The organism is Brooklawnia sp., from assembly GCF_032229645.1.
Classification (GTDB): Bacteria; Actinomycetota; Actinomycetes; order Propionibacteriales; family Propionibacteriaceae; genus Brooklawnia.
This window is the reverse complement of sequence record NZ_JAVTWX010000019.1, coordinates 1-17,993: the sequence shown is the minus strand read 5'-3', so window position 1 is coordinate 17,993 and position 17,993 is coordinate 1. Positions and strand designations below refer to the sequence as shown.

Below are 17,993 nucleotides of genomic sequence, written 5' to 3'. Positions count from 1 at the left end.
ATGATCCAGTACTCGGCTTCCGGCGTGAAACTGCGCGAAGTCGCTGGCACCTAGGGTCCCTAGGACCGACCCTGGACCCGTTCCGTTGTACCCGGGTTGGTTGGTTGCTCTCGACGTCGAGCGGGCGGCAGGACACCGGCGGGTTCGCGATCATAGACACGCCACCGTTGGGCGTTGCTCGGCGGATCAAGGCTAACGACCCTCGCCAAGGGTCGGGCGCAAGCGGATCAACACCATCGCGCCTCGCTGCAACTGCAACGAGAGCGAACATGTTCCGGATGTCGGAGCGAAATTGTCAGACCCCGGTCCTAAGGTCCTGAGTGTGAGAATCCTGCACACTTCTGACTGGCACATCGGCCGGACCTTCCACGGCTGGTCGACCCTCGATGCGCTGCGCACCGTCTTTGACGCGATGATCGCGACCATGCGCGATAGCCAGGTCGACGTGGTGGTGGTTTCAGGCGATGTCTTCGACTCGTCCACCCCCTCGTCGGAGGCTGTGACGATGCTTGATGAGGTGCTGCTCGGTCTGCGGCAGACGGGCGTTCAAGTGGTCGTTTCCAGCGGAAATCACGACTCGGCGGCCCGGCTCGGCGCGAAAGCTGCCTTCGCGGCTGCGGCGGGTGTCTTCGTACGCACCAGGGCCGAGGAGATCGCTGAACCGGTCACCATCCGCGACGCTCACGGTCCGGTTCATTTCTACGCGATCCCGTTCCTCGACCCTGCCAGCATGCGATCGCTGTGGCCTGAGACCGAGCCGATGCGTTCCCAGGCCGATGCGCTGCGGCACGCGATGAAGCTGGTACGGACTGACCTGGCTGAGCGCGGCGGACGATCGGTCGTCCTCGCGCACACCTTCGTCCAAGGCGCAGAAGATGAGATCTACGACAGCCAGCGGGACATTCTCGGTGGACTCGACAAGGTGGCCGTGCCGGTCTTTCGCGGCGTCGACTACACGGCGCTGGGCCATGTCCACGGCCGGATGACCCTCGACAAGCAGATTCGCTACGCAGGCGCGCCGCTGCACTACTCATTCGCGGAGGCCCGAAAGCCCCGAGGTGGCTGGCTCGTCGATTTGGATGCCCATGGCTTCGCAGGTGCGCAATGGCTCGACTTGCCGGTGCCGCGTCCATTGGCCGAATTGCGCGGAACCCTCGAGCAGTTGCTGAGCGATCCTGGCTACCAGAAGATGCACGACTCTTGGGTCAGCGCCGTGCTCACCGACGATGAGCAACCCATCGGAGCCATGCGCAAGTTGCAGGGGCGCTTCCCCTACTGCGCTCTACTTCGCCACGAGCCGGCCCATCGCACCGGCGACGACGGTGCGAGCTACGCCGACCTGGTGCGCGGCAAGACCGACCTCGAACTGATCGGAGCATTCCTCACCCGGGTACGCAACGGCATCGCGACCGATGACGCAGAAGCCGAACTGCTTCGCGAGGTCATTACCGGCTACGAGGACCGAGACGTCCGAGTATGAGGATTCACCGGGTAACGGTCACCGGCTTCGGACCTTTTCGGGGCACCGAAACCGTGGACTTCGACGCCTTCGCAGACGACGGGATCTTCTTGATCACCGGTCGTACCGGAGCGGGCAAGACATCGATCCTGGACGCCGTCACCTTCGCGCTCTTCGGGTCGGTGCCTCGCTATAGCGGCCAACCGGGAGATGCCGTGCGCTCCGACTTCCTGAGCGCTGATCAACCCTGTTGCGTGGAACTGGAATTCACTGCCGGCGACAGGAGATTCAAGGTCGTCCGCGCCCCATCCTGGGAACGCCCGAAGCAGCGGGGGACCGGCACCACTGTGGTGCCGGTGAAGGCAGAACTCGACGAGTTGACCGACGGCCACTGGCAGCGGCTGCAGTCGAAGGCCGGGGAAACCAGCAAGCAGATCAACGACCTCATCCGGATGAACAGCAGCCAGTTTCAGCAGGTGGTCTTGCTGGCGCAAGGTCAGTTTCAGGAGTTCTTGATTGCCGACACCGACAAACGTCGCTCGCTGCTCCAGACTCTCTTCGGTACCAAGAGATTCGCCGATTACGTCAAGACTCTCGGCGACCATGCTGCGGAGCTGAGGCGTCATGTCGACGACGACAATCTTGCTTTGCGGGCGAAGGCCCGCAGCTTTGCTGATTTTGCAGGAGCCGACGATGGCGCGCTGCAACCGCCCGCCGATGACGCTTTGGGGCAGTGGTGCCGCGAACTGATCACCGTGCAGACTGAGGCGTTCGATCAGGCCAACCAGCGCGAACTCTGGCTACTGGAGGCACTTGGGCTCGCCAAACAGGCTCTCGCCGAGGCCACCGACCTGGCGGGCCGGCAGCGGCGCCGAACCGATGCCCTACAAGAGCGGGCGCACCTCGAAGAGCGGGCTGATCCAATCGCAGCCCTGAAGGAGGCGCTTCAGGTAGCACAGCGCGCAGACTTGGTCACGGGCGTCATCGAGTCGTTCGAGGAGGCGCGGACGAATGCGGAGCGCGCCCAGCAGGCCGAGCAGGATGCCGAGACCGGCTACCTGGCCGTCTGGTCAGTCCTGCCGGCGGACACCGCAGAGATCGCGGAATCGATTGCGGCCCTCAACCAGTTGATGGGCATGCTCCAGCCACAGCTTGAGGTCGAGAAGTCGCTGCCGGGGTTGCGGCGAACCGCCGAGACAGCCGCCGCCAAGATGCACGAGCACGACGAAGAGGCGGACGTACTCAGAAAGAACCGCGAGACGGCGAGCAGGAAGTCGGCGGAGCTGCGTGACCAGATCACGAGGCTGGAGTTGTCGGCAGGAATCCTCGCCGATGCCAAGCTGGCCGCCGAACAGGCAGCCAAGCGGCGGAACGCTGCCGAGCGCGCGGAAACGTTGAGCGCCGAACTGGGCCGAGCGAAGCACGATGACAAGAGGGCAACGGAGAACGCCGCCGCCGCATCCGAGCGGCTCGCGGACCTGCGCCGGCGGCAGCTGGCCGGATACGCCGCCGATCTCGCTCAAGACCTGTCGACTGGTCAGCAGTGCCCGGTCTGCGGCTCGCTCGATCATCCTCGACCCGCCACGCTGGCCGCCGACCACGTCGACCAGTCCGTCATCGATGAGGCCCAGAGCGCCGTCGACGCCAGCTACGCGGAATCGAAGAGAGCCACCACACAGGTCCAACGAGTTGCGGAGCGACAGCGGCTGGAGTTCGCCGCCGCAGGCGAACAATCCGTGGTCGAGGCGACCTGGGATGCCGCAGCGGCACAGGCCGTGCTGAACGAGGCAGCCGATGCTGACAGCAGGCTACGCAGCTGCCGTGAGCAACTCGTCACATTGCAGCGTCAAATCGATGACATCACCGTCGACCTCGACACAGCGCACGGTGTTCGTGAAGAGCTCGCGGCCACCGAAGCGACCACCCGGACCGCGCTCATCGAGGCAGAAAAGACCGCGGCCGAGGCGCGCGGCACCGAGGTGAGCGTCCTGGCGCGGATCACCGCAGCGCGCCATCGACTGGAGGTCGGCCAGCTCCTGCTGGACGCCGGGCGGGGGCGACAGCTGACCGGCGAGCGGCTCCGCGCCGAGCAGGCGCGTCTCACCAGAGCTTTGGCGCAGGCAGGGTTCATCGATCCCTCCGAAGCCAAACTCGCCCGGATCTCGTCGACCGACCAGCAACGGTTGCGGGCAGATGTCAGCACCTATGAGGCACGGGTCAGTGCCGTCGAGTTGACCCTCGAATCGTCGGATCTGGTCGGCCTGCCCGCAGAACTCGTTGATGTGGACACGCCCATGCAGACCGTCACGACGCTCGATGCCGAGCTGCAGATCGCCCGGCGCACGGCACTCGGTATCAAGCCGAGACTCGACCTCCTTCAGCGGCTGGCGGCCGAGATCGCCGAGCAGCAGAAGGAGCTGGCGGTCGTTGCGCACCAGTTCGCGGCCGTCGACCGGCTGGCCAGCACCCTGCGCGGACTGCCGCCCAATACGATGCGGATGGAACTGGAGACGTTCGTGCTGGCCGCTCAATTGGAGGAGATCGTCCAGGTCGCAAACGTCCGGTTGCGCAGCATGACCGATGGTCGCTACGTGCTGCGGCACACCGATGCAATCGAGAAGAACCGCGGCAAGTGGGGGCTGGGCCTCGAAGTGTCGGACGCGCACACCGGCGGCGTCCGCACGCCGGATTCACTGTCGGGCGGTGAGAGATTCCAGGCATCGCTGGCACTGGCGCTGGGATTGGCCGATGTGGTGACCAGCCGCGCCGGTGGTATGCGGCTGGATACGCTTTTCATCGATGAAGGTTTCGGATCGTTGGACGCGGAGACTCTCGAGGTCACGATGGCGACCCTCGACAACCTGCGCGAGGGCGGCAGAACGGTCGGCCTGATCAGCCACGTTGCGTCGATGAAGGAATCGATTCCGGCACAGCTGGTGGTCGATGTGGTACCCGGCGGGTGGAGCATTATCCGGCAAGAAGCGCGATTATGAGGCGACTTGATTGGCTGGCTCCCATCAGGCTGGCTAGAATCAAACGGTTAGCGCAGGCCGTCGATGGCGGCCGGCCCCGAATATGCCAGGAGAGCACGTGCCCAGCACCCTAGAGCAGCTGAGCCCCACGCGGGTGAAGCTCACGATTGATCTGCCCTTTGAAGACCTGCGGCCGGCCATTGACGCCGCCTACCAAGACATCGCACAGCAGGTGAATATCCCGGGCTTCCGCAAGGGCAAGGTTCCGGCGCGTTTGATCGACCAGCGTTTCGGTCGCGGGCTGGTCTTGCAGGAGGCCATCAACTCGATGCTGCCGCAGGCGTACGGCGAAGCCGTACAAACCCATGACCTGCGTCCGCTCGGTCAGCCAGATATCGACATCAGCGAGTTGAACGATGGCACCAACGTGCTGTTCACCGCAGAGGTCGATGTGCGTCCCGATTTCGAGATCGCCGATATGACCGGCGTGGGGGTCGAGGTTCCGGCTTCGACAGTCAGCGACGACGAAGTCAATGAGCGGGTCGAATTGCTGCGCGAGCGATTCGCGACCGTGACCGAGGTTGAGCGCCCGGTGGAGACCGGCGATGTCGTCGTCCTCAACCTGACGGCCAGCCAGGACGGCACGACCCTCCCCGAGGCCGAGGCGTCCGAAGTCAGCTACAAGATCGGTGCCGGTGGCTTCGTCGATGGACTCGACGAAGCGGTCGTGGGCCTGGCGGCAGGCGAGAAGGCCACTTTCACCTCCACACTGGTCGGCGGTCCGAACCGTGGCGAAGAAGCCGAGATCGAGGTTGAGGTCGTCAAGGTGCAGTCGCAGGATCTGCCCGATGTTGACGATGAGTTCGCCCAGTTGGTCAGCGAGTTCGATACCGCCGAGGAGATGCTCGCTGATCTGCGCGACAACCTCGAGCGTCTCGCCCGTATCGATCAGGCCAACAAGGCCCGTGAGGCGGTTCTCGCCAAGCTGATCGAAGCCACCGAGTTCGAGCTGCCGGAATCGCTGGTGACCACCGAGCAGCAGAGCCGTCGCGAGGGCATTGAGCAGCAGCTCAGCGCCGCAGGTCTCACCGTCGAGCAGTACCTCGATGAGGCTGAGGACGAAGAGGCGCAGACTCCGGAGGAGTTCTGGGCCGATATCGATCAGCGCGTGCTGGAGGGCCTGCGCTCGCAGATCATCCTCGACAAGTACGCCGAGGATGCCGAACTGCAGGTGGACCAGGGCGAGCTGAGCGAGCTGATCTTCGCCAAGGCACAGCAGAACGGCACCTCGCCGGAGCAGGAAATCCAGCACATGGTGGAGCACGACCACGCTGCCGAGTGGATGAGCGAGGTCCGCCGGGGCAAGGCACTGGGTGAACTGGTTGCTGCCGCTACGGTGATCGACGCCGAAGGCAACGAGGTCGATCTGGCTCTTCTGAACAACGACGGCTCCATCGCCGAGCCCGCCGACGATGAAGCTGAGGAGGCGGCTGTCGAGACTCCTGCTCAGGAGATCGCTGAGGCCGCCGACGCGCTCACCGATGCCGAGGAAGCTGCGGCGGAGGAGCAGAAGCCGGCTGTCAAGAAGCGCACCACCAAGAAGGCCGATGCCGAAAGCGCCGAGTCTGAAGATGCTGCCGCGGAGGAGACGAAGCCGGCCGCTAAGAAGCGCACTACCAAGAAGGCCGACGCTGAGACGGCCGAGTCCGACAAGTAAGGGCATGACGACAGCGGCTCCCCGAATACCAGCGTTGAGGCGCTGATCTTGGGGAGCCGCTGTCGTGCTCTAAGATGCAAGCGGTCTCGACTAATCGGAGGTAGCAATGCCGTTGGGTCCCTCGAACTCCTCAAACGGTCAAACGCCCGCTACCCAGCAGCTGTCTTCCGTCGGCAACCCACGGTTCAATGTCATCGTGGTCGGTGTCGCGGCCTCTTTGATCTGTCTCATCGGATTGCGCCAGTTCTCCGACATCATCGCGCCGCTGTTCCTGGCCATCAACCTGATGATCACTGCCTACCCGCTGCACAGCTGGTTGGTACGCAAGGGCGCCCCCTCGTGGCTCAGTGCGATGGTGGTATCCCTGACGGTATTCGCGGTACTGATTGCGATGGTCGCCGGATTGGTCTGGTCGGTTACCGAGATGATCGGCATCCTCCCGCAGTACGCGGACGAGTTCAACGCTCTCTACCGGCAGATCGAGCAGTTCGCAGTCAACACGCTCAACTTCGATGGCGCGGCGATGAGCAAGATGCTGGCATCGCTGGACCCGACGCGCTTCATCGGCGCGGCGACATCCGTGCTCTCGGCGTCGTCCTCGCTGCTGGCGCTGATCGGCGTCATTCTGGCCGCCATCGTCTTCATGGCGATGGATACTCCGGGGCTGGAACGCCGAATGGTACTGCTCAACGAGAATCGCTCCAGGATCGCGGCAGGCATCGGGAATTTCGCCCACGGCGTCCGCAGATACTGGCTCGTGACAACGGTCTTCGGTCTCATCGTGGCGGTCTTTGACGCCGTCGCCCTGGCAATCATGGGCGTGCCGCTGGTCGTCGTCTGGGGCATCTTCAGCTTCCTCACCAACTACATTCCCAACATCGGATTCGTCATCGGCCTCATCCCGCCGACAGTGGTCGCGCTGTTCGCCAACGGCTGGCAGTCGGCAGTGCTGGTCATCCTGCTCTACTCGGTGCTGAACTTCGTCATTCAGACCATCATCCAGCCACGCTTTGCCGGAGAATCGGTAGGTGTCACGCCCACCGTCTCGTTTGCTTCGTTGCTGCTGTGGGCATCGGTACTCGGTGGCATGGGAACCTTGCTGGCACTGCCGATGACACTGCTGGTGAAATCGCTGATCATCGATCTTGATCCTCGGGCACGCTGGATCAACGCGCTCATTGCCAGTGATTCCAAGGACGCAGAGCCGCCCGACGAGTACCAGCCCGGTGACGACGACTAGTTGCACCCACAACCAGGGGAGTGAAGAATGTCGGACGCCCAGGCGCGGAACGCCAGTGAGCCACGTCTACTGCACAAGATGCCCGAATTCAGCGACACGGTAGCCCCGGTCACCAGCGGTGGCGCGGGCGCCACTGCGCTCGACCGTCGCGTTGTCGAAGCCGCACATCCGGGCATGACCGGGCTGGAGCTACTGGCAGAGCAACGCAGCTTCAATATGACCTTCAGCTCTGACCCAGCCCGGGTTCCCCAGGGGCCGTACGGTGGCACTCCGCCGCATCTGCCTCGATTCGTCGTCATCCTGCTCGGTGTTCTTGGAATGGCCGGCGCACTGTGGCTGCTACGTGAACTCGGCTGGCTGTTGGCGCCGGCGTTTCTCGCCCTGAACATGGTCATCGTTGTCTATCCGCTGCAGAATCTGCTGCGCCGCCATGGCGTGCCCAAGTCGGTAGCGATGGCTCTGACCGCTCTCGCGCTGTTCGTCAGTCTGGTGGGGATCGGGCTGGTCGCCACCTGGGCCATCGGCGAGATCATCGGGGTCGTACCGCAGTACTGGACGCAGGTACTCGATCTGATCGAGGAGGCGCCCGACTGGCTGGAGAAGATAGGCATCGACAGCACAGCAATCGATCTCTCACTTTCCAATATCGACGTGAATCAGATGCTGGGAGCGGCCAGTCAGCTCTTCTCGGGGTTCTCCGGGGTGGTCGGCATACTCGGCGTGATCATCTCGGCGCTGATCATGATGCTGCTCGATGTTCCCAGTTGGGGTAGGCGCATCGCAGTCGCCGGAGGAACCCATCCGCGGATCGTTGCGGCGATGCGCGAATTCGGCAGCGGCACGCGGCGCTATTGGCTGGTCTGCACGGGTTTTGGTGCGCTGATGGCTGGGCTCAACTACGTCGAGTTACGGATCCTGGGGGTTCCGTTGCCGCTGGTATGGGCCCTGCTCACCTGGTTGATGACCTATGTGCCCAGCGTGGGGTTCTTCTTCTCGCTGATTCCTCCGCTGGTCGTCGCGCTCGTGGCCAACGGCTGGCAGACAGCCTTGTGGCTGCTCGGCATCTACCTGATCACCACTTGGATCGTGCAGGGAGTCTTCCAACCCAAGGTCACCGGCAACGCGGTGGGGGTGAACGCCACCATCTCGCTGATCTCCCTGCTGCTGTGGGCATGGGTCTTCGGCCCGCTAGGTGCGCTCATCGCGCTGCCCTGCACCCAGCTGGTCAAGTCACTGCTCGTGGACGCCGACCCGAAAGCGCGCTGGGTCAATGCGCTGATCTCCAACCGGACCGAGGTGAAGGGCGCAGCCGGGCAGTCGTAGCGATGGAGCCCGAGGGCCTGGCGACTCGTCCGGAATCGACCCACGGTGCGTTGCGTCTACCCGGCACACCAACGCCTCCAGCGAAAAGCAGGCGGGCGCTTTCGGTTTTGTCAGCACAGGGTTGTAAGTTCATGAATGTGAATCCAGACATGACAACACTGCGAGCCGCAGCTGCGACCGGACCCGGTGCAGGCATGACCGACAATGTCTACCAGTCACTGTTGGCAAATCGTATTGTCTTCCTCGGCTCAGAGGTGCGCGATGAGAACGCCAATGCGATCTGTGCCCAGATGCTGCTTCTCAACGCAGAGGACCCGCACAAGGACATCTACCTGTACATCAATTCCCCGGGTGGGTCGGTCGACTCGGGCATGGCGATCTACGACACCATGCAGTGGATCAGCAACGACGTGGCGACCGTGGCGATGGGCCTGGCGGCTTCGATGGGCCAGTTCCTGTTGTGCGCCGGTGCCGCGGGCAAGCGCTTTGCGCTGCCGCATGCCCGTATCCTGATGCATCAGCCGTCGGGTGGCTTGGGTGGTACCGCGTCCGACATCAAGATCCAGGCGGAGCAGTCGGTGCATCTCAAGCGGCAGATGGCCGAGCTCATTGCCCAGCACACCGGCCAGACCGTCGAGCAGATCACCAAGGACTCCGATCGCGACCGCTGGTTCACGGCGTCCGAGGCTCTCTCGTACGGCTTCATCGACCACGTCTTCGAGCGCGCGTCCCAGATCCCCGGCTCCGACGCTCCCAACCAGTGAGGCAGCAGATGACTACGAACCTGATTCCGGGCACCAACTTGCCCGCCCAGCCGTTCAGCACGGCCGGTGCGCAGCCGCAGATGGACTACATCATCCCGCAGTGGGAGGAGCGCACCAGCTACGGCGTACGTCGTGTTGATCCCTACACCAAGCTGTTCGAGGAGCGGATCATCTTCCTCGGCACGCCCATTACCGATGAGATCGCTAACGCGGTCATGTCGCAGCTGCTGTGCCTGCAGTCGATGGACGCCGAACGTCAGGTGTCGATCTACCTGAACTCGCCGGGTGGGTCGTTCACCGCGCTCACCGCGATCTACGACACGATGAACTACATCAAGCCCGAGGTGCAGACCGTCTGTCTGGGGCAGGCCGCCTCGGCTGCAGCGGTGATCCTGGCCGCGGGAGCCAAGGGCAAGCGGCTTGCTCTTCCGAACTCGCGGATCCTCATCCACCAGCCCTCAATGTCGGGTGACGGCTCGTACGGGCAGTCGTCCGATCTAGAGATCCAGGCCCGCGAGATCATGCGCATCCGCACTCAGATGGAGCAGATGCTGGCCGACAACACCGGCCAGGACATTGAAAAGGTGCGCGCCGATGTTGAGCGCGACAAGTTCCTGACCGCTGCCGAAGCTGTCGAGTACGGCATCATCGACGACATCCTCACTTCACTGTCCGAGACAGGACGCTGAGTCAAGCCTTCCCGTATTGCGGCCGGTCTCAACCCGAGCGCCCCGGAGGGGAGCTAGGGTTGAGATCCCGGCAAGGTTGCAAGGTGGGACTACTCATATCGGTCTAGGGTCGAAGGAGAGACGATGGCTCGCATCGGCGAGAGCGGCGATCTTTTCAAGTGCTCATTCTGCGGAAAGAGCCAGAAGCAGGTCAAGAAGCTCATAGCCGGACCCGGCGTCTACATCTGTGACGAGTGCATTGAGCTGTGCAACGAGATCATCGAGGAGGAATTCAGCGACGAGTCATCGGCGAACACCCCCGGTGACCTGCCTCGTCCCGCAGAGATCCGAGACTTTCTCAACGAGTACATCATCGGCCAGGACTCGGCGAAGAAGACGCTGTCGGTGGCCGTCTACAACCACTACAAGCGCATTCGTGCGCAGGCTGAGTCCGGGCGCACCCACGATTCGGACGTCGAACTGGCAAAGTCGAACATCTTGCTGATCGGTCCCACCGGTTGCGGAAAGACCTATCTGGCTCAGACCCTGGCCCGGATGCTCAATGTGCCGTTCGCCATCGCCGACGCCACTGCACTGACCGAGGCCGGATATGTCGGCGAGGATGTCGAGAACATCTTGCTCAAACTGATCCAGGCGGCCGACTTCGATGTGAAGAAGGCAGAGACCGGCATCATCTACATCGACGAGATCGACAAGGTCGCTCGTAAGTCGGAGAACCCGTCGATCACCCGCGACGTCTCGGGCGAAGGCGTTCAGCAGGCGCTGCTGAAGATTCTCGAAGGCACCGTCGCCTCGGTGCCCCCGCAGGGCGGACGCAAGCACCCTCATCAGGAGTTCATCCAGATCGACACCACCAATGTGCTGTTCATCGTCGGGGGCGCCTTCGCCGGTCTTGAGCACATCATCGATTCGCGGATCGGCAAACGGCCGCTCGGATTCACCGCCACCCAGGATGTGCGGGCGAAGCGCGGCGACGATCCGTTCGCGGGGGTGCGTCCCGAAGACCTGCACAAGTACGGGCTGATTCCTGAGTTCATCGGACGACTACCGATGATCGCGACTGTTCCGAACCTCGACCAGACCGCGCTGCGGCGGATCCTGGTGGAGCCGCGGAACGCGCTGGTGAAGCAGTTCGGCAAGCTCTTCGATATCGATGATGTGCAACTCGACTTTACCGACGATGCGGTGGGCGCGATCGCTGGCAGGGCGTTGGAGCGAGGCATCGGGGCGCGTGGGCTGCGCGCAATCCTCGAAGAACTTCTGCTCAACGTGATGTTCGAGGTACCGAGTCGTCCCGAGATCGGTCAGGTCGTGGTGACGGGGGCCGCCGTGCGCGGCGAGGAACCGCCGATGCTGGTGACCCGCGAACAGATGGCGCAGCGGGCGGAGTTGTCGGCCTGAGCCGTGAGTGGGATGACGATCCGGGTGGTGTCCGTGGCGGGGCGTCATCCTGATCTCGTCCGGGCTGCCCGATAGGCTAGTACTCGTGAGATATGTCTCGACGCGAGGACTCCCCGGATCTCCGGCTGCCGGTTTCAGTGACATCCTGCTCGAAGGATTGGCTGCCGATGGCGGCTTGTATCTGCCGGCCGAATACCCGCAGGTGGACGCCGCCACTTTGATGAGTTGGCGCAATGTACTCGCCACCCAGGGTTACCCGGCGCTGGCTCACCAGGTGCTGAGTCTGTTCGTGGACGACATTCCCAGCGACGATCTGCTGGGCATCTGCCAACGGGCATACACCGCAGAAAAGTTCGCTTCGTCCAGCATCGTTCCTGTCGAGCGGATCGGGGACGGCCCCTTGTGGCTCGGGCATCTGTCCAACGGTCCGACTGCGGCGTTCAAAGACATGGCCATGCAACTGCTCGGTGAACTCTTCGCCTATGAGCTGGGGCGCCGCGATGATCACCTGACGATTCTTGGCGCGACCAGCGGGGACACCGGGTCGTCCGCCGAATATGCGATGCGCGGACACGAGCGGCTGAGCGTCTTCATGTTGACGCCCAAGGGCCGCATGACCCCCTTCCAGCAGGCCCAGATGTTCGGTCTGCAAGACGCCAATATCCACAACATCGCCCTGGACGGGGTCTTCGACGATTGCCAGGATGTCGTCAAGGCCGTCAACGCCGATGCCGAATTCAAGGCGAAGTACCACATCGGCGCGGTCAACTCGATCAACTGGGCGCGGCTGGTGGCGCAGGTCGTCTACTACGTCGCGATCTGGCTACGGGTCACCACGACGAACGACCAGCGGGTCAGCTTCGCGGTGCCGACCGGCAACTTCGGCGATATCTGCGCGGGGCATGTCGCCCGCGAAATGGGTCTGCCCATCGACACCCTGATTTTGGCGACCAACGAGAACAACGTGTTGCACGAGTTCTTCAGCACCGGACGCTACCGGGTGCGCGCATCAAGCGAGGTCGCCGCGACATCCAGCCCGTCGATGGACATCAGCAAGGCATCGAACTTCGAGCGGTTCGTCTTCGATCTCTTGGGCCGCGACGCCGCCAGGGTGGCCGATCTCTTCGGACGACAGCTGTCGGAGAATGGCTTCTTTGATCTGTCCGGTACCCCCGAGTTCAAGCGGATCACCGAGCGCTACGGCTTCGTCAGTGGCACGTCCAGCCACGCGGACCGGCTGCAGACCATTCGCGGGCTCTACTTCGACAACGGCGTGTTGATCGATCCGCACACCGCAGACGGCGTGCACGTGGCCCACGAGTGGATCGGCCGGGTCGCGGCACCGATCGTCGTCCTGGAAACCGCGCTGCCGGTGAAATTCGCTGAGACCATCAAGGAAGCGATCGAGGTCGATCTCGAGATTCCGCCGCGATTCGCCGAGGTGATGAATGCTCCTCGTCGGGTGGTCGACATGCCGAACGACCCTCAGCAGGTCAAGGACTTCATCGTCCGGACCAGCTAGGAACTCAAGTCGGCCGGAGCCATCGACCGGGATATTCGGCGGGCTACGCCGTCGATGGCTGCGTGGTCGTCCGCCCAAGGCGGACAGAGCAAGCCCGATTCGCCCCAGGTGACTAGGGTTGGACCCATGGCCCTTCACTTCGAGCGAGCAGGGTTCGATCCGGATTTCGTTGACTACCGGGCCGGTCTCGATCTACAGCAGCAGGTGCATGACGAGGTAGTGGCTGGCACCAGGGGCAATACCGTGCTATTGCTCGAACATGATCCGGTTTATACCGCCGGACGCAGGGCTGAACCCAGCGAATACCCCTATGACGGCACACCGGTCGTCCCTATCGGTCGCGGCGGCAAGATCACCTATCACGGCCCGGGCATGCTGATCGGCTATCCGATCGTGAGGCTTACGCCACCGATTCAGCCGGTCAAGATGGTCAGGGTGCTTGAGCAGATCATCATCGCCGTGGTCGCCGACTTCGGCGTGAAGGCCGCTACCGTCGAAGGACGCTCCGGCGCCTGGGTGTCAGCCGATGATCGCGGACCGGATCGCAAGTTGGCAGCCATCGGCATGCAGGTGTCACGCAAGGTGACCATGCACGGTTTCGCCCTGAACTGCTCGAACGATCTGCGTCCGTTCGGCAAGATCGTCCCCTGCGGAATCGCGGACGCCGGAGTCACCTCGATCAGCCAGGAGACCAGACGCGAGGTCAAGCCAGCAGACCTGGCGGAGCGCATGGAGATCGAACTCGCAAGGCTCGAATCTGACGGTCTCATCGAGATCTTCGAACCCGAGCAGCCGGCCGCACCTCTTGATCTCGCCAGCCCTCGCGGCCTGACTCAGCGTCCAACTGATAGGAGAGTCCTCACGTGACTACCGAGACCCGACGGCTGCTGCGCATCGAGGTTCGTAACGCGGAGACGCCTATCGAGGACAAGCCGGCGTGGATGAAGAACACCGCGCATATGGGTGAGAACTACGCCAACATGAAGAAGCTCGCGCGCGGCAGGGGCTTACACACAGTCTGCGAAGAAGCCGGCTGCCCGAACGTCTACGAATGCTGGCAAGACCGCGAGGCTACCTTCCTGATCGGCGGCGACACCTGCACCAGGCGTTGCGATTTCTGCGATATCGCCACTGGACGCCCGGCCATCATGGATGTGCTGGAGCCCCGCAAGGTCGCCGAATCGGTGCGTGAGCTGGGCCTTCGCTACGCGACGGTCACCTCGGTGGCACGCGACGACCTGGCAGATGGTGGAGCCTGGTTGAATGCCGAAACCATTCGTGCCATTCACACGCTCAACCCATCAACGGGCGTCGAGATCTTGGTGCCGGACTTCAAAGGTGACCCGGCTGCCATCCAGCAGGTCATCGATGCCAAACCCGAGGTTTTCGCGCACAATCTGGAGACGGTTCCCCGGATTATCTCGAAGATTCGTCCCGCGTTCAGCTACGAGGGTTCGCTGAATGTGCTGACCCAGGCCAAGCAGGGCGGCATGATCGTCAAGTCGAATCTGATTCTGGGCATGGGGGAGAACGACGACGAGATCTTTGAGGCGATGTGCGATCTCTATGATGCGGGCTGCGACATTCTCACCCTGACGCAGTATCTGCGTCCGTCCCCCAAATTCCATCCGGTGGACCGGTGGGTGAAGCCCCAGAAGTTCGTGGAGTTCGCCAAGCAGGCGAACGAGATAGGTTTCCTCGGAGTGATGGCCGGGCCGATGGTGCGTTCGTCGTATCGCGCCGGCAGGTTGTGGGCCCGCGCCATGCAAAAGGCCGGACGCGAGATTCCCGCGCACCTCGCTCATATCGCGGACGAAGGAACTGCCCTGCAGGAGGCGTCATCGCTGCTGGCCCGTCAGAGCAACTGAAGTTCGTGTCGGCACCTGTCAGTGGGTGAGCCGGTGCTGCCAATACCCGGGTCTGCGCCGATTGTGTGAATAGGCGACGATCATGATGGTGGTGCCAGTGACGTAGTAGATCACCCGATAAGGAAAGGTACGAACTCGTTTGCTTCGTATCGTGGGCTCTTCGTCCCATCCGGGAAACACGGGCGCTGCCTCGGGCCAATCACGAATATAGGCGATCGCCTCGTCTACTGCGTCATAAAAGTCAGTGCCAAGTCCTGCGCGCTCGTCGTCGTACCAGAATGCTGCTTCACGGAGCTCTGCCCGAGCTTGTGGAATGCTCGGCCTTCACACGTTTCATTTGCGACGGGACGCCAACTCTGCTCGTAGCCGTGCGTGTGATTCGTCAACGTCGAGCACTTCTACCCTGCCAGCTTCTATGTCATCAATTCGGCGCCGGATCTCAGCTCGCCAGGCGTCGTCAATCGCAGCCTGATGGTCGTCAGCGGAATCATCATTGTCAAGGCTTTGGATGCCGCGATGAAGCACGGCGGCGCGATCGTGACGATTCAAAGCGAGTAGCGCCTTCTCGACTTCTGCAACACTCATTCCCATGTGGCAAGTGTACGGTCACCATGTCACCGCTCCTGGCGCGCGCTACTCGCTGGGAGCGGCCAGGGTCACTTCCACCTCGATCTGGTCGCCTCCTGGGACGAATTCCAGGTCGCCGGTGATGCGTCCGACTGCCCGCAGATCTCGTGCGATGGTTTCCAGGCGGGCGAGTGATTCGGCCGGGCCGGACACGACGGCACGGTCCACCTCGGTGCGCATCTTCACCTGGGCGCGGGACTTGGCTCCACGAATCGCGATCAGCACGGCGGCCACGTCATCGAGCAGCGCGGCATCCCCACCACCAGAGGGCAGTTCAGCCACACTGGGCCAGGCAGCATGATGCACCGATCCCGGCTGCCACCAACTCCACGCCTCTTCGGTCACGAACGGCATGAACGGTGCGAACAGCCGCAACTGCACATTGAGCGCCAACTGCAAGGCGGCGGCAGCCGAGGCCGCGGATGGGTCGTCCGAATATGAGCGCTCCTTGACCAGTTCCAGATAGTCGTCGCAGAAGGTCCAGAAGAATTTCTCGGCGGCTTCGAGCGCGTCGGTGTACTGAAAGTCCTCGAATGCCTCGGTCGCCTTCGTGACGACATCGGCCAGCGCTGCCAGCATGGCCAGATCGTCCGGTTCGGTGATCGCGGCAGGGTCGGCAGGAGCATGCTTGTCGAGCACGAATTTGGACGCGTTGAGGATCTTCATCGCTAGCCTGCGCCCGACCTTCATCTGGGTCTCGTCGAACGGCGAATCCATTCCCGGACGAGCCATCGCCGCACGCCAGCGCACCGCGTCGGCACCGAACTTGTCGAGGATCTGGGTCGGGACGACCACGTTGCCCTTCGACTTGCTCATCTTCTTGCGGTCGGGATCCACCACGAAGCCCGAGATGGTCGCCCGCTTCCACGGCAGCTGGTGCTCCTCGAGATGGCTGCGGACCACGCGGCTGAACAGCCAGGTGCGGATGATGTCGTGCGCCTGCGGAGCCATATCCATCGGGAAAGTGAGCTTCCACAGCTCAGGATCGCGTTCCCAGCCGCAGGCGATCTGCGGGGTCAGCGAGCTGGTCGCCCAGGTGTCCATGATGTCCGGATCGGCGATGAAACCGCCGGGCACACCGCGCTGCGATTCATCGAACCCGGGCGCCGGCTGGGAGGCCGGGTCCACCGGCAGCGAAGCCTCGTCCGCGGTGATGGGATGCTCGTGGTCAGGCTCGCCGTCAGTGTCGAGCGCGTACCAGATGGGGAAAGGCACGCCGAAGAAACGCTGACGACTGATCAGCCAGTCGCCGTTCAGCCCGCCCACCCAGTTGGCGTAGCGGTGCCGCATGTAGTCGGGAGTCCACTTCAACTCGTCGCCGCGAGCCAGCAACTCGGCGCGCAGCATCTGATCGTGGCCACCGTTGCTGATGTACCACTGGCGCGTCGAGACGATTTCGAGCGGCTTCTCGCCCTTCTCATAGAAGTTGGTCATGCGCGTGGTCGGCTTGGGCTCGCCTACCAGTTCGCCGTTCTCGCGCAGCATCTCGACGGTCTGCTCGCGAGCCGAGAAGGTGGTCTTGCCCGCGATCCGCTCGTAGGCATCGGTGTTGACGATCCAATCCGGCGTCTCGCGGACGATGCGTCCGTCGCGGCCGACAATTGTGCGAGTCGGCAGCTGCAACTCGCGCCACCAGGTCACATCGGTCAGGTCGCCGAAGGTACAGCACATTGCGATGCCCGATCCCTTGTCGGGTTCTGCGTCCGGATGAGCCAGCACCGGCACCTGCACGCCGAAGACCGGCGTGGTGACGGTGCTTCCGAAGAGATCCTGGTAGCGCTGGTCATCGGGATGGGCGATCAGCGCGCAGCAGGCGGCCAACAGCTCGGGACGAGTGGTCTCGATCAGCACCTCGCCGCCATCGGCGCGATGGAAGTTGAGCGCGTGGTAGAAGCCGGGGTACTCGCGGGCTTCCAGTTCGGCCTGAGCGACCGCCGTCTGGAAGGTCACATCCCACAGCGTCGGGGCGTGCGAGAGGTAGGCCTCGCCACGCGCGTAATTGTGCAGGAACGCGCGCTGGGCGACCGACTGTGCTTCGTCCGAGATGGTCGAATACAGCGTGTCCCAGTCGACCGACAGGCCGATATGGCGCCACAGCTCCTCGAAGACTCTCTCGTCGATCGCGGTCAGCTCGAGGCAGAGCTCGACAAAATTGCGACGGCTGATCGCGATCGGACGCTTCGGGTCCGGCCTGGCCGGTGGTGCGAAATCCGGGTCGTAGGGCAGCGACGGCTCGCAGCGCACGCCGTAGTAGTTCTGGACGCGCCGCTCGGTCGGCAGTCCGTTGTCGTCCCAACCCATCGGATAGAAGACATGCTTGCCGCGCATCCGCTGATAGCGCGCGATCAGGTCGGTATGGGTGTAGCTGAAGATGTGACCGACGTGTAGCGAGCCCGACACGGTGGGTGGCG

Annotated in this window: 13 protein-coding genes; 11 read left to right on the top strand and 2 right to left on the bottom strand. The window is 63.2% G+C overall.

From position 1 onward, the window contains the following. The first annotated feature begins 322 nt into the window (after positions 1–322). The 11 genes from AAFP05_RS01245 to lipA all read left to right on the top strand — a co-directional run bounded on the left by AAFP05_RS01245 (position 323) and on the right by lipA (position 14,955). Complete coding sequence (locus AAFP05_RS01245; RefSeq protein WP_341728033.1) at positions 323–1,480, top strand: exonuclease SbcCD subunit D C-terminal domain-containing protein; 1,158 nt, start codon at positions 323–325, stop codon at positions 1,478–1,480. Then, positions 1,477–4,452 carry an SMC family ATPase gene (locus AAFP05_RS01240; protein WP_341728032.1) on the top strand — a complete coding sequence of 992 codons (2,976 nt, stop codon included), beginning with the start codon at positions 1,477–1,479 and terminating at the stop codon, positions 4,450–4,452. The genes AAFP05_RS01245 and AAFP05_RS01240 overlap by 4 nt, the downstream gene beginning before the upstream one ends. Positions 4,453–4,549: 97 nt before the next feature. Then, positions 4,550–6,148 carry a trigger factor gene (tig, locus tag AAFP05_RS01235; protein ID WP_341728031.1) on the top strand — a complete coding sequence of 533 codons (1,599 nt, stop codon included), beginning with the start codon at positions 4,550–4,552 and terminating at the stop codon, positions 6,146–6,148. Between the two features lie 106 nt (positions 6,149–6,254). Beyond that, positions 6,255–7,388: an AI-2E family transporter gene (locus AAFP05_RS01230; RefSeq protein WP_341728030.1), complete on the top strand. Its 1,134-nt coding sequence runs from the start codon at positions 6,255–6,257 to the stop codon at positions 7,386–7,388. A gap of 78 nt (positions 7,389–7,466) precedes the next feature. Then, positions 7,467–8,711, top strand: a complete 1,245-nt coding sequence (locus AAFP05_RS01225) for an AI-2E family transporter (RefSeq protein WP_341728029.1) — start codon at positions 7,467–7,469, stop codon at positions 8,709–8,711. Positions 8,712–8,860: 149 nt separating this feature from the next. Continuing rightward, on the top strand, positions 8,861–9,475 hold the full coding sequence (locus AAFP05_RS01220) for an ATP-dependent Clp protease proteolytic subunit (protein WP_341728028.1): 615 nt from the start codon (positions 8,861–8,863) through the stop codon (positions 9,473–9,475). A gap of 8 nt (positions 9,476–9,483) precedes the next feature. Beyond that, complete coding sequence (locus tag AAFP05_RS01215; RefSeq protein WP_341728027.1) at positions 9,484–10,164, top strand: ATP-dependent Clp protease proteolytic subunit; 681 nt, start codon at positions 9,484–9,486, stop codon at positions 10,162–10,164. A gap of 123 nt (positions 10,165–10,287) precedes the next feature. Beyond that, positions 10,288–11,565 carry an ATP-dependent Clp protease ATP-binding subunit ClpX gene (gene clpX, locus AAFP05_RS01210; RefSeq protein ID WP_341728026.1) on the top strand — a complete coding sequence of 426 codons (1,278 nt, stop codon included), beginning with the start codon at positions 10,288–10,290 and terminating at the stop codon, positions 11,563–11,565. Positions 11,566–11,650: 85 nt separating this feature from the next. After that, positions 11,651–13,087: a threonine synthase gene (gene thrC, locus AAFP05_RS01205; RefSeq protein ID WP_341728025.1), complete on the top strand. Its 1,437-nt coding sequence runs from the start codon at positions 11,651–11,653 to the stop codon at positions 13,085–13,087. Positions 13,088–13,141: 54 nt separating this feature from the next. Next, positions 13,142–13,954 (top strand): lipoyl(octanoyl) transferase LipB, encoded by an 813-nt coding sequence (gene lipB / locus AAFP05_RS01200; protein WP_341728024.1) that lies wholly within the window; start codon positions 13,142–13,144, stop codon positions 13,952–13,954. After that, positions 13,951–14,955 carry a lipoyl synthase gene (gene lipA / locus AAFP05_RS01195; RefSeq protein WP_341728023.1) on the top strand — a complete coding sequence of 335 codons (1,005 nt, stop codon included), beginning with the start codon at positions 13,951–13,953 and terminating at the stop codon, positions 14,953–14,955. Before lipB ends, lipA begins: the two co-directional genes overlap by 4 nt. Before the next feature lie 333 nt (positions 14,956–15,288). Here the strand turns inward: lipA and AAFP05_RS01190 are convergent, their stop codons facing one another. Together AAFP05_RS01190 and valS are read right to left on the bottom strand one after the other, a co-directional pair. Further along, positions 15,289–15,546 (bottom strand): addiction module protein, encoded by a 258-nt coding sequence (locus AAFP05_RS01190; protein ID WP_341728022.1) that lies wholly within the window; start codon positions 15,544–15,546, stop codon positions 15,289–15,291. Between the two features lie 42 nt (positions 15,547–15,588). After that, positions 15,589–17,993 (bottom strand): valine--tRNA ligase (valS, locus tag AAFP05_RS01185; RefSeq protein WP_341728021.1); only part of this gene is annotated, 2,405 nt, incomplete at its 5' end.

What these genes read in the sequence shown, in the direction of transcription:
- AAFP05_RS01215 (WP_341728027.1), top strand. Translation starts at nt 9,484, where the DNA reads ATGACTACGAACCTGATTCCGGGCACCAACTTGCCCGCCCAGCCGTTC.
- AAFP05_RS01190 (WP_341728022.1), bottom strand. Translation starts at nt 15,546, where the DNA reads ATGGGAATGAGTGTTGCAGAAGTCGAGAAGGCGCTACTCGCTTTGAAT.
- clpX (WP_341728026.1), top strand. Translation starts at nt 10,288, where the DNA reads ATGGCTCGCATCGGCGAGAGCGGCGATCTTTTCAAGTGCTCATTCTGC.
- AAFP05_RS01220 (WP_341728028.1), top strand. Translation starts at nt 8,861, where the DNA reads ATGACAACACTGCGAGCCGCAGCTGCGACCGGACCCGGTGCAGGCATG.
- lipB (WP_341728024.1), top strand. Translation starts at nt 13,142, where the DNA reads ATGGCTGCGTGGTCGTCCGCCCAAGGCGGACAGAGCAAGCCCGATTCG.
- AAFP05_RS01240 (WP_341728032.1), top strand. Translation starts at nt 1,477, where the DNA reads ATGAGGATTCACCGGGTAACGGTCACCGGCTTCGGACCTTTTCGGGGC.
- AAFP05_RS01225 (WP_341728029.1), top strand. Translation starts at nt 7,467, where the DNA reads ATGCCCGAATTCAGCGACACGGTAGCCCCGGTCACCAGCGGTGGCGCG.
- AAFP05_RS01230 (WP_341728030.1), top strand. Translation starts at nt 6,255, where the DNA reads ATGCCGTTGGGTCCCTCGAACTCCTCAAACGGTCAAACGCCCGCTACC.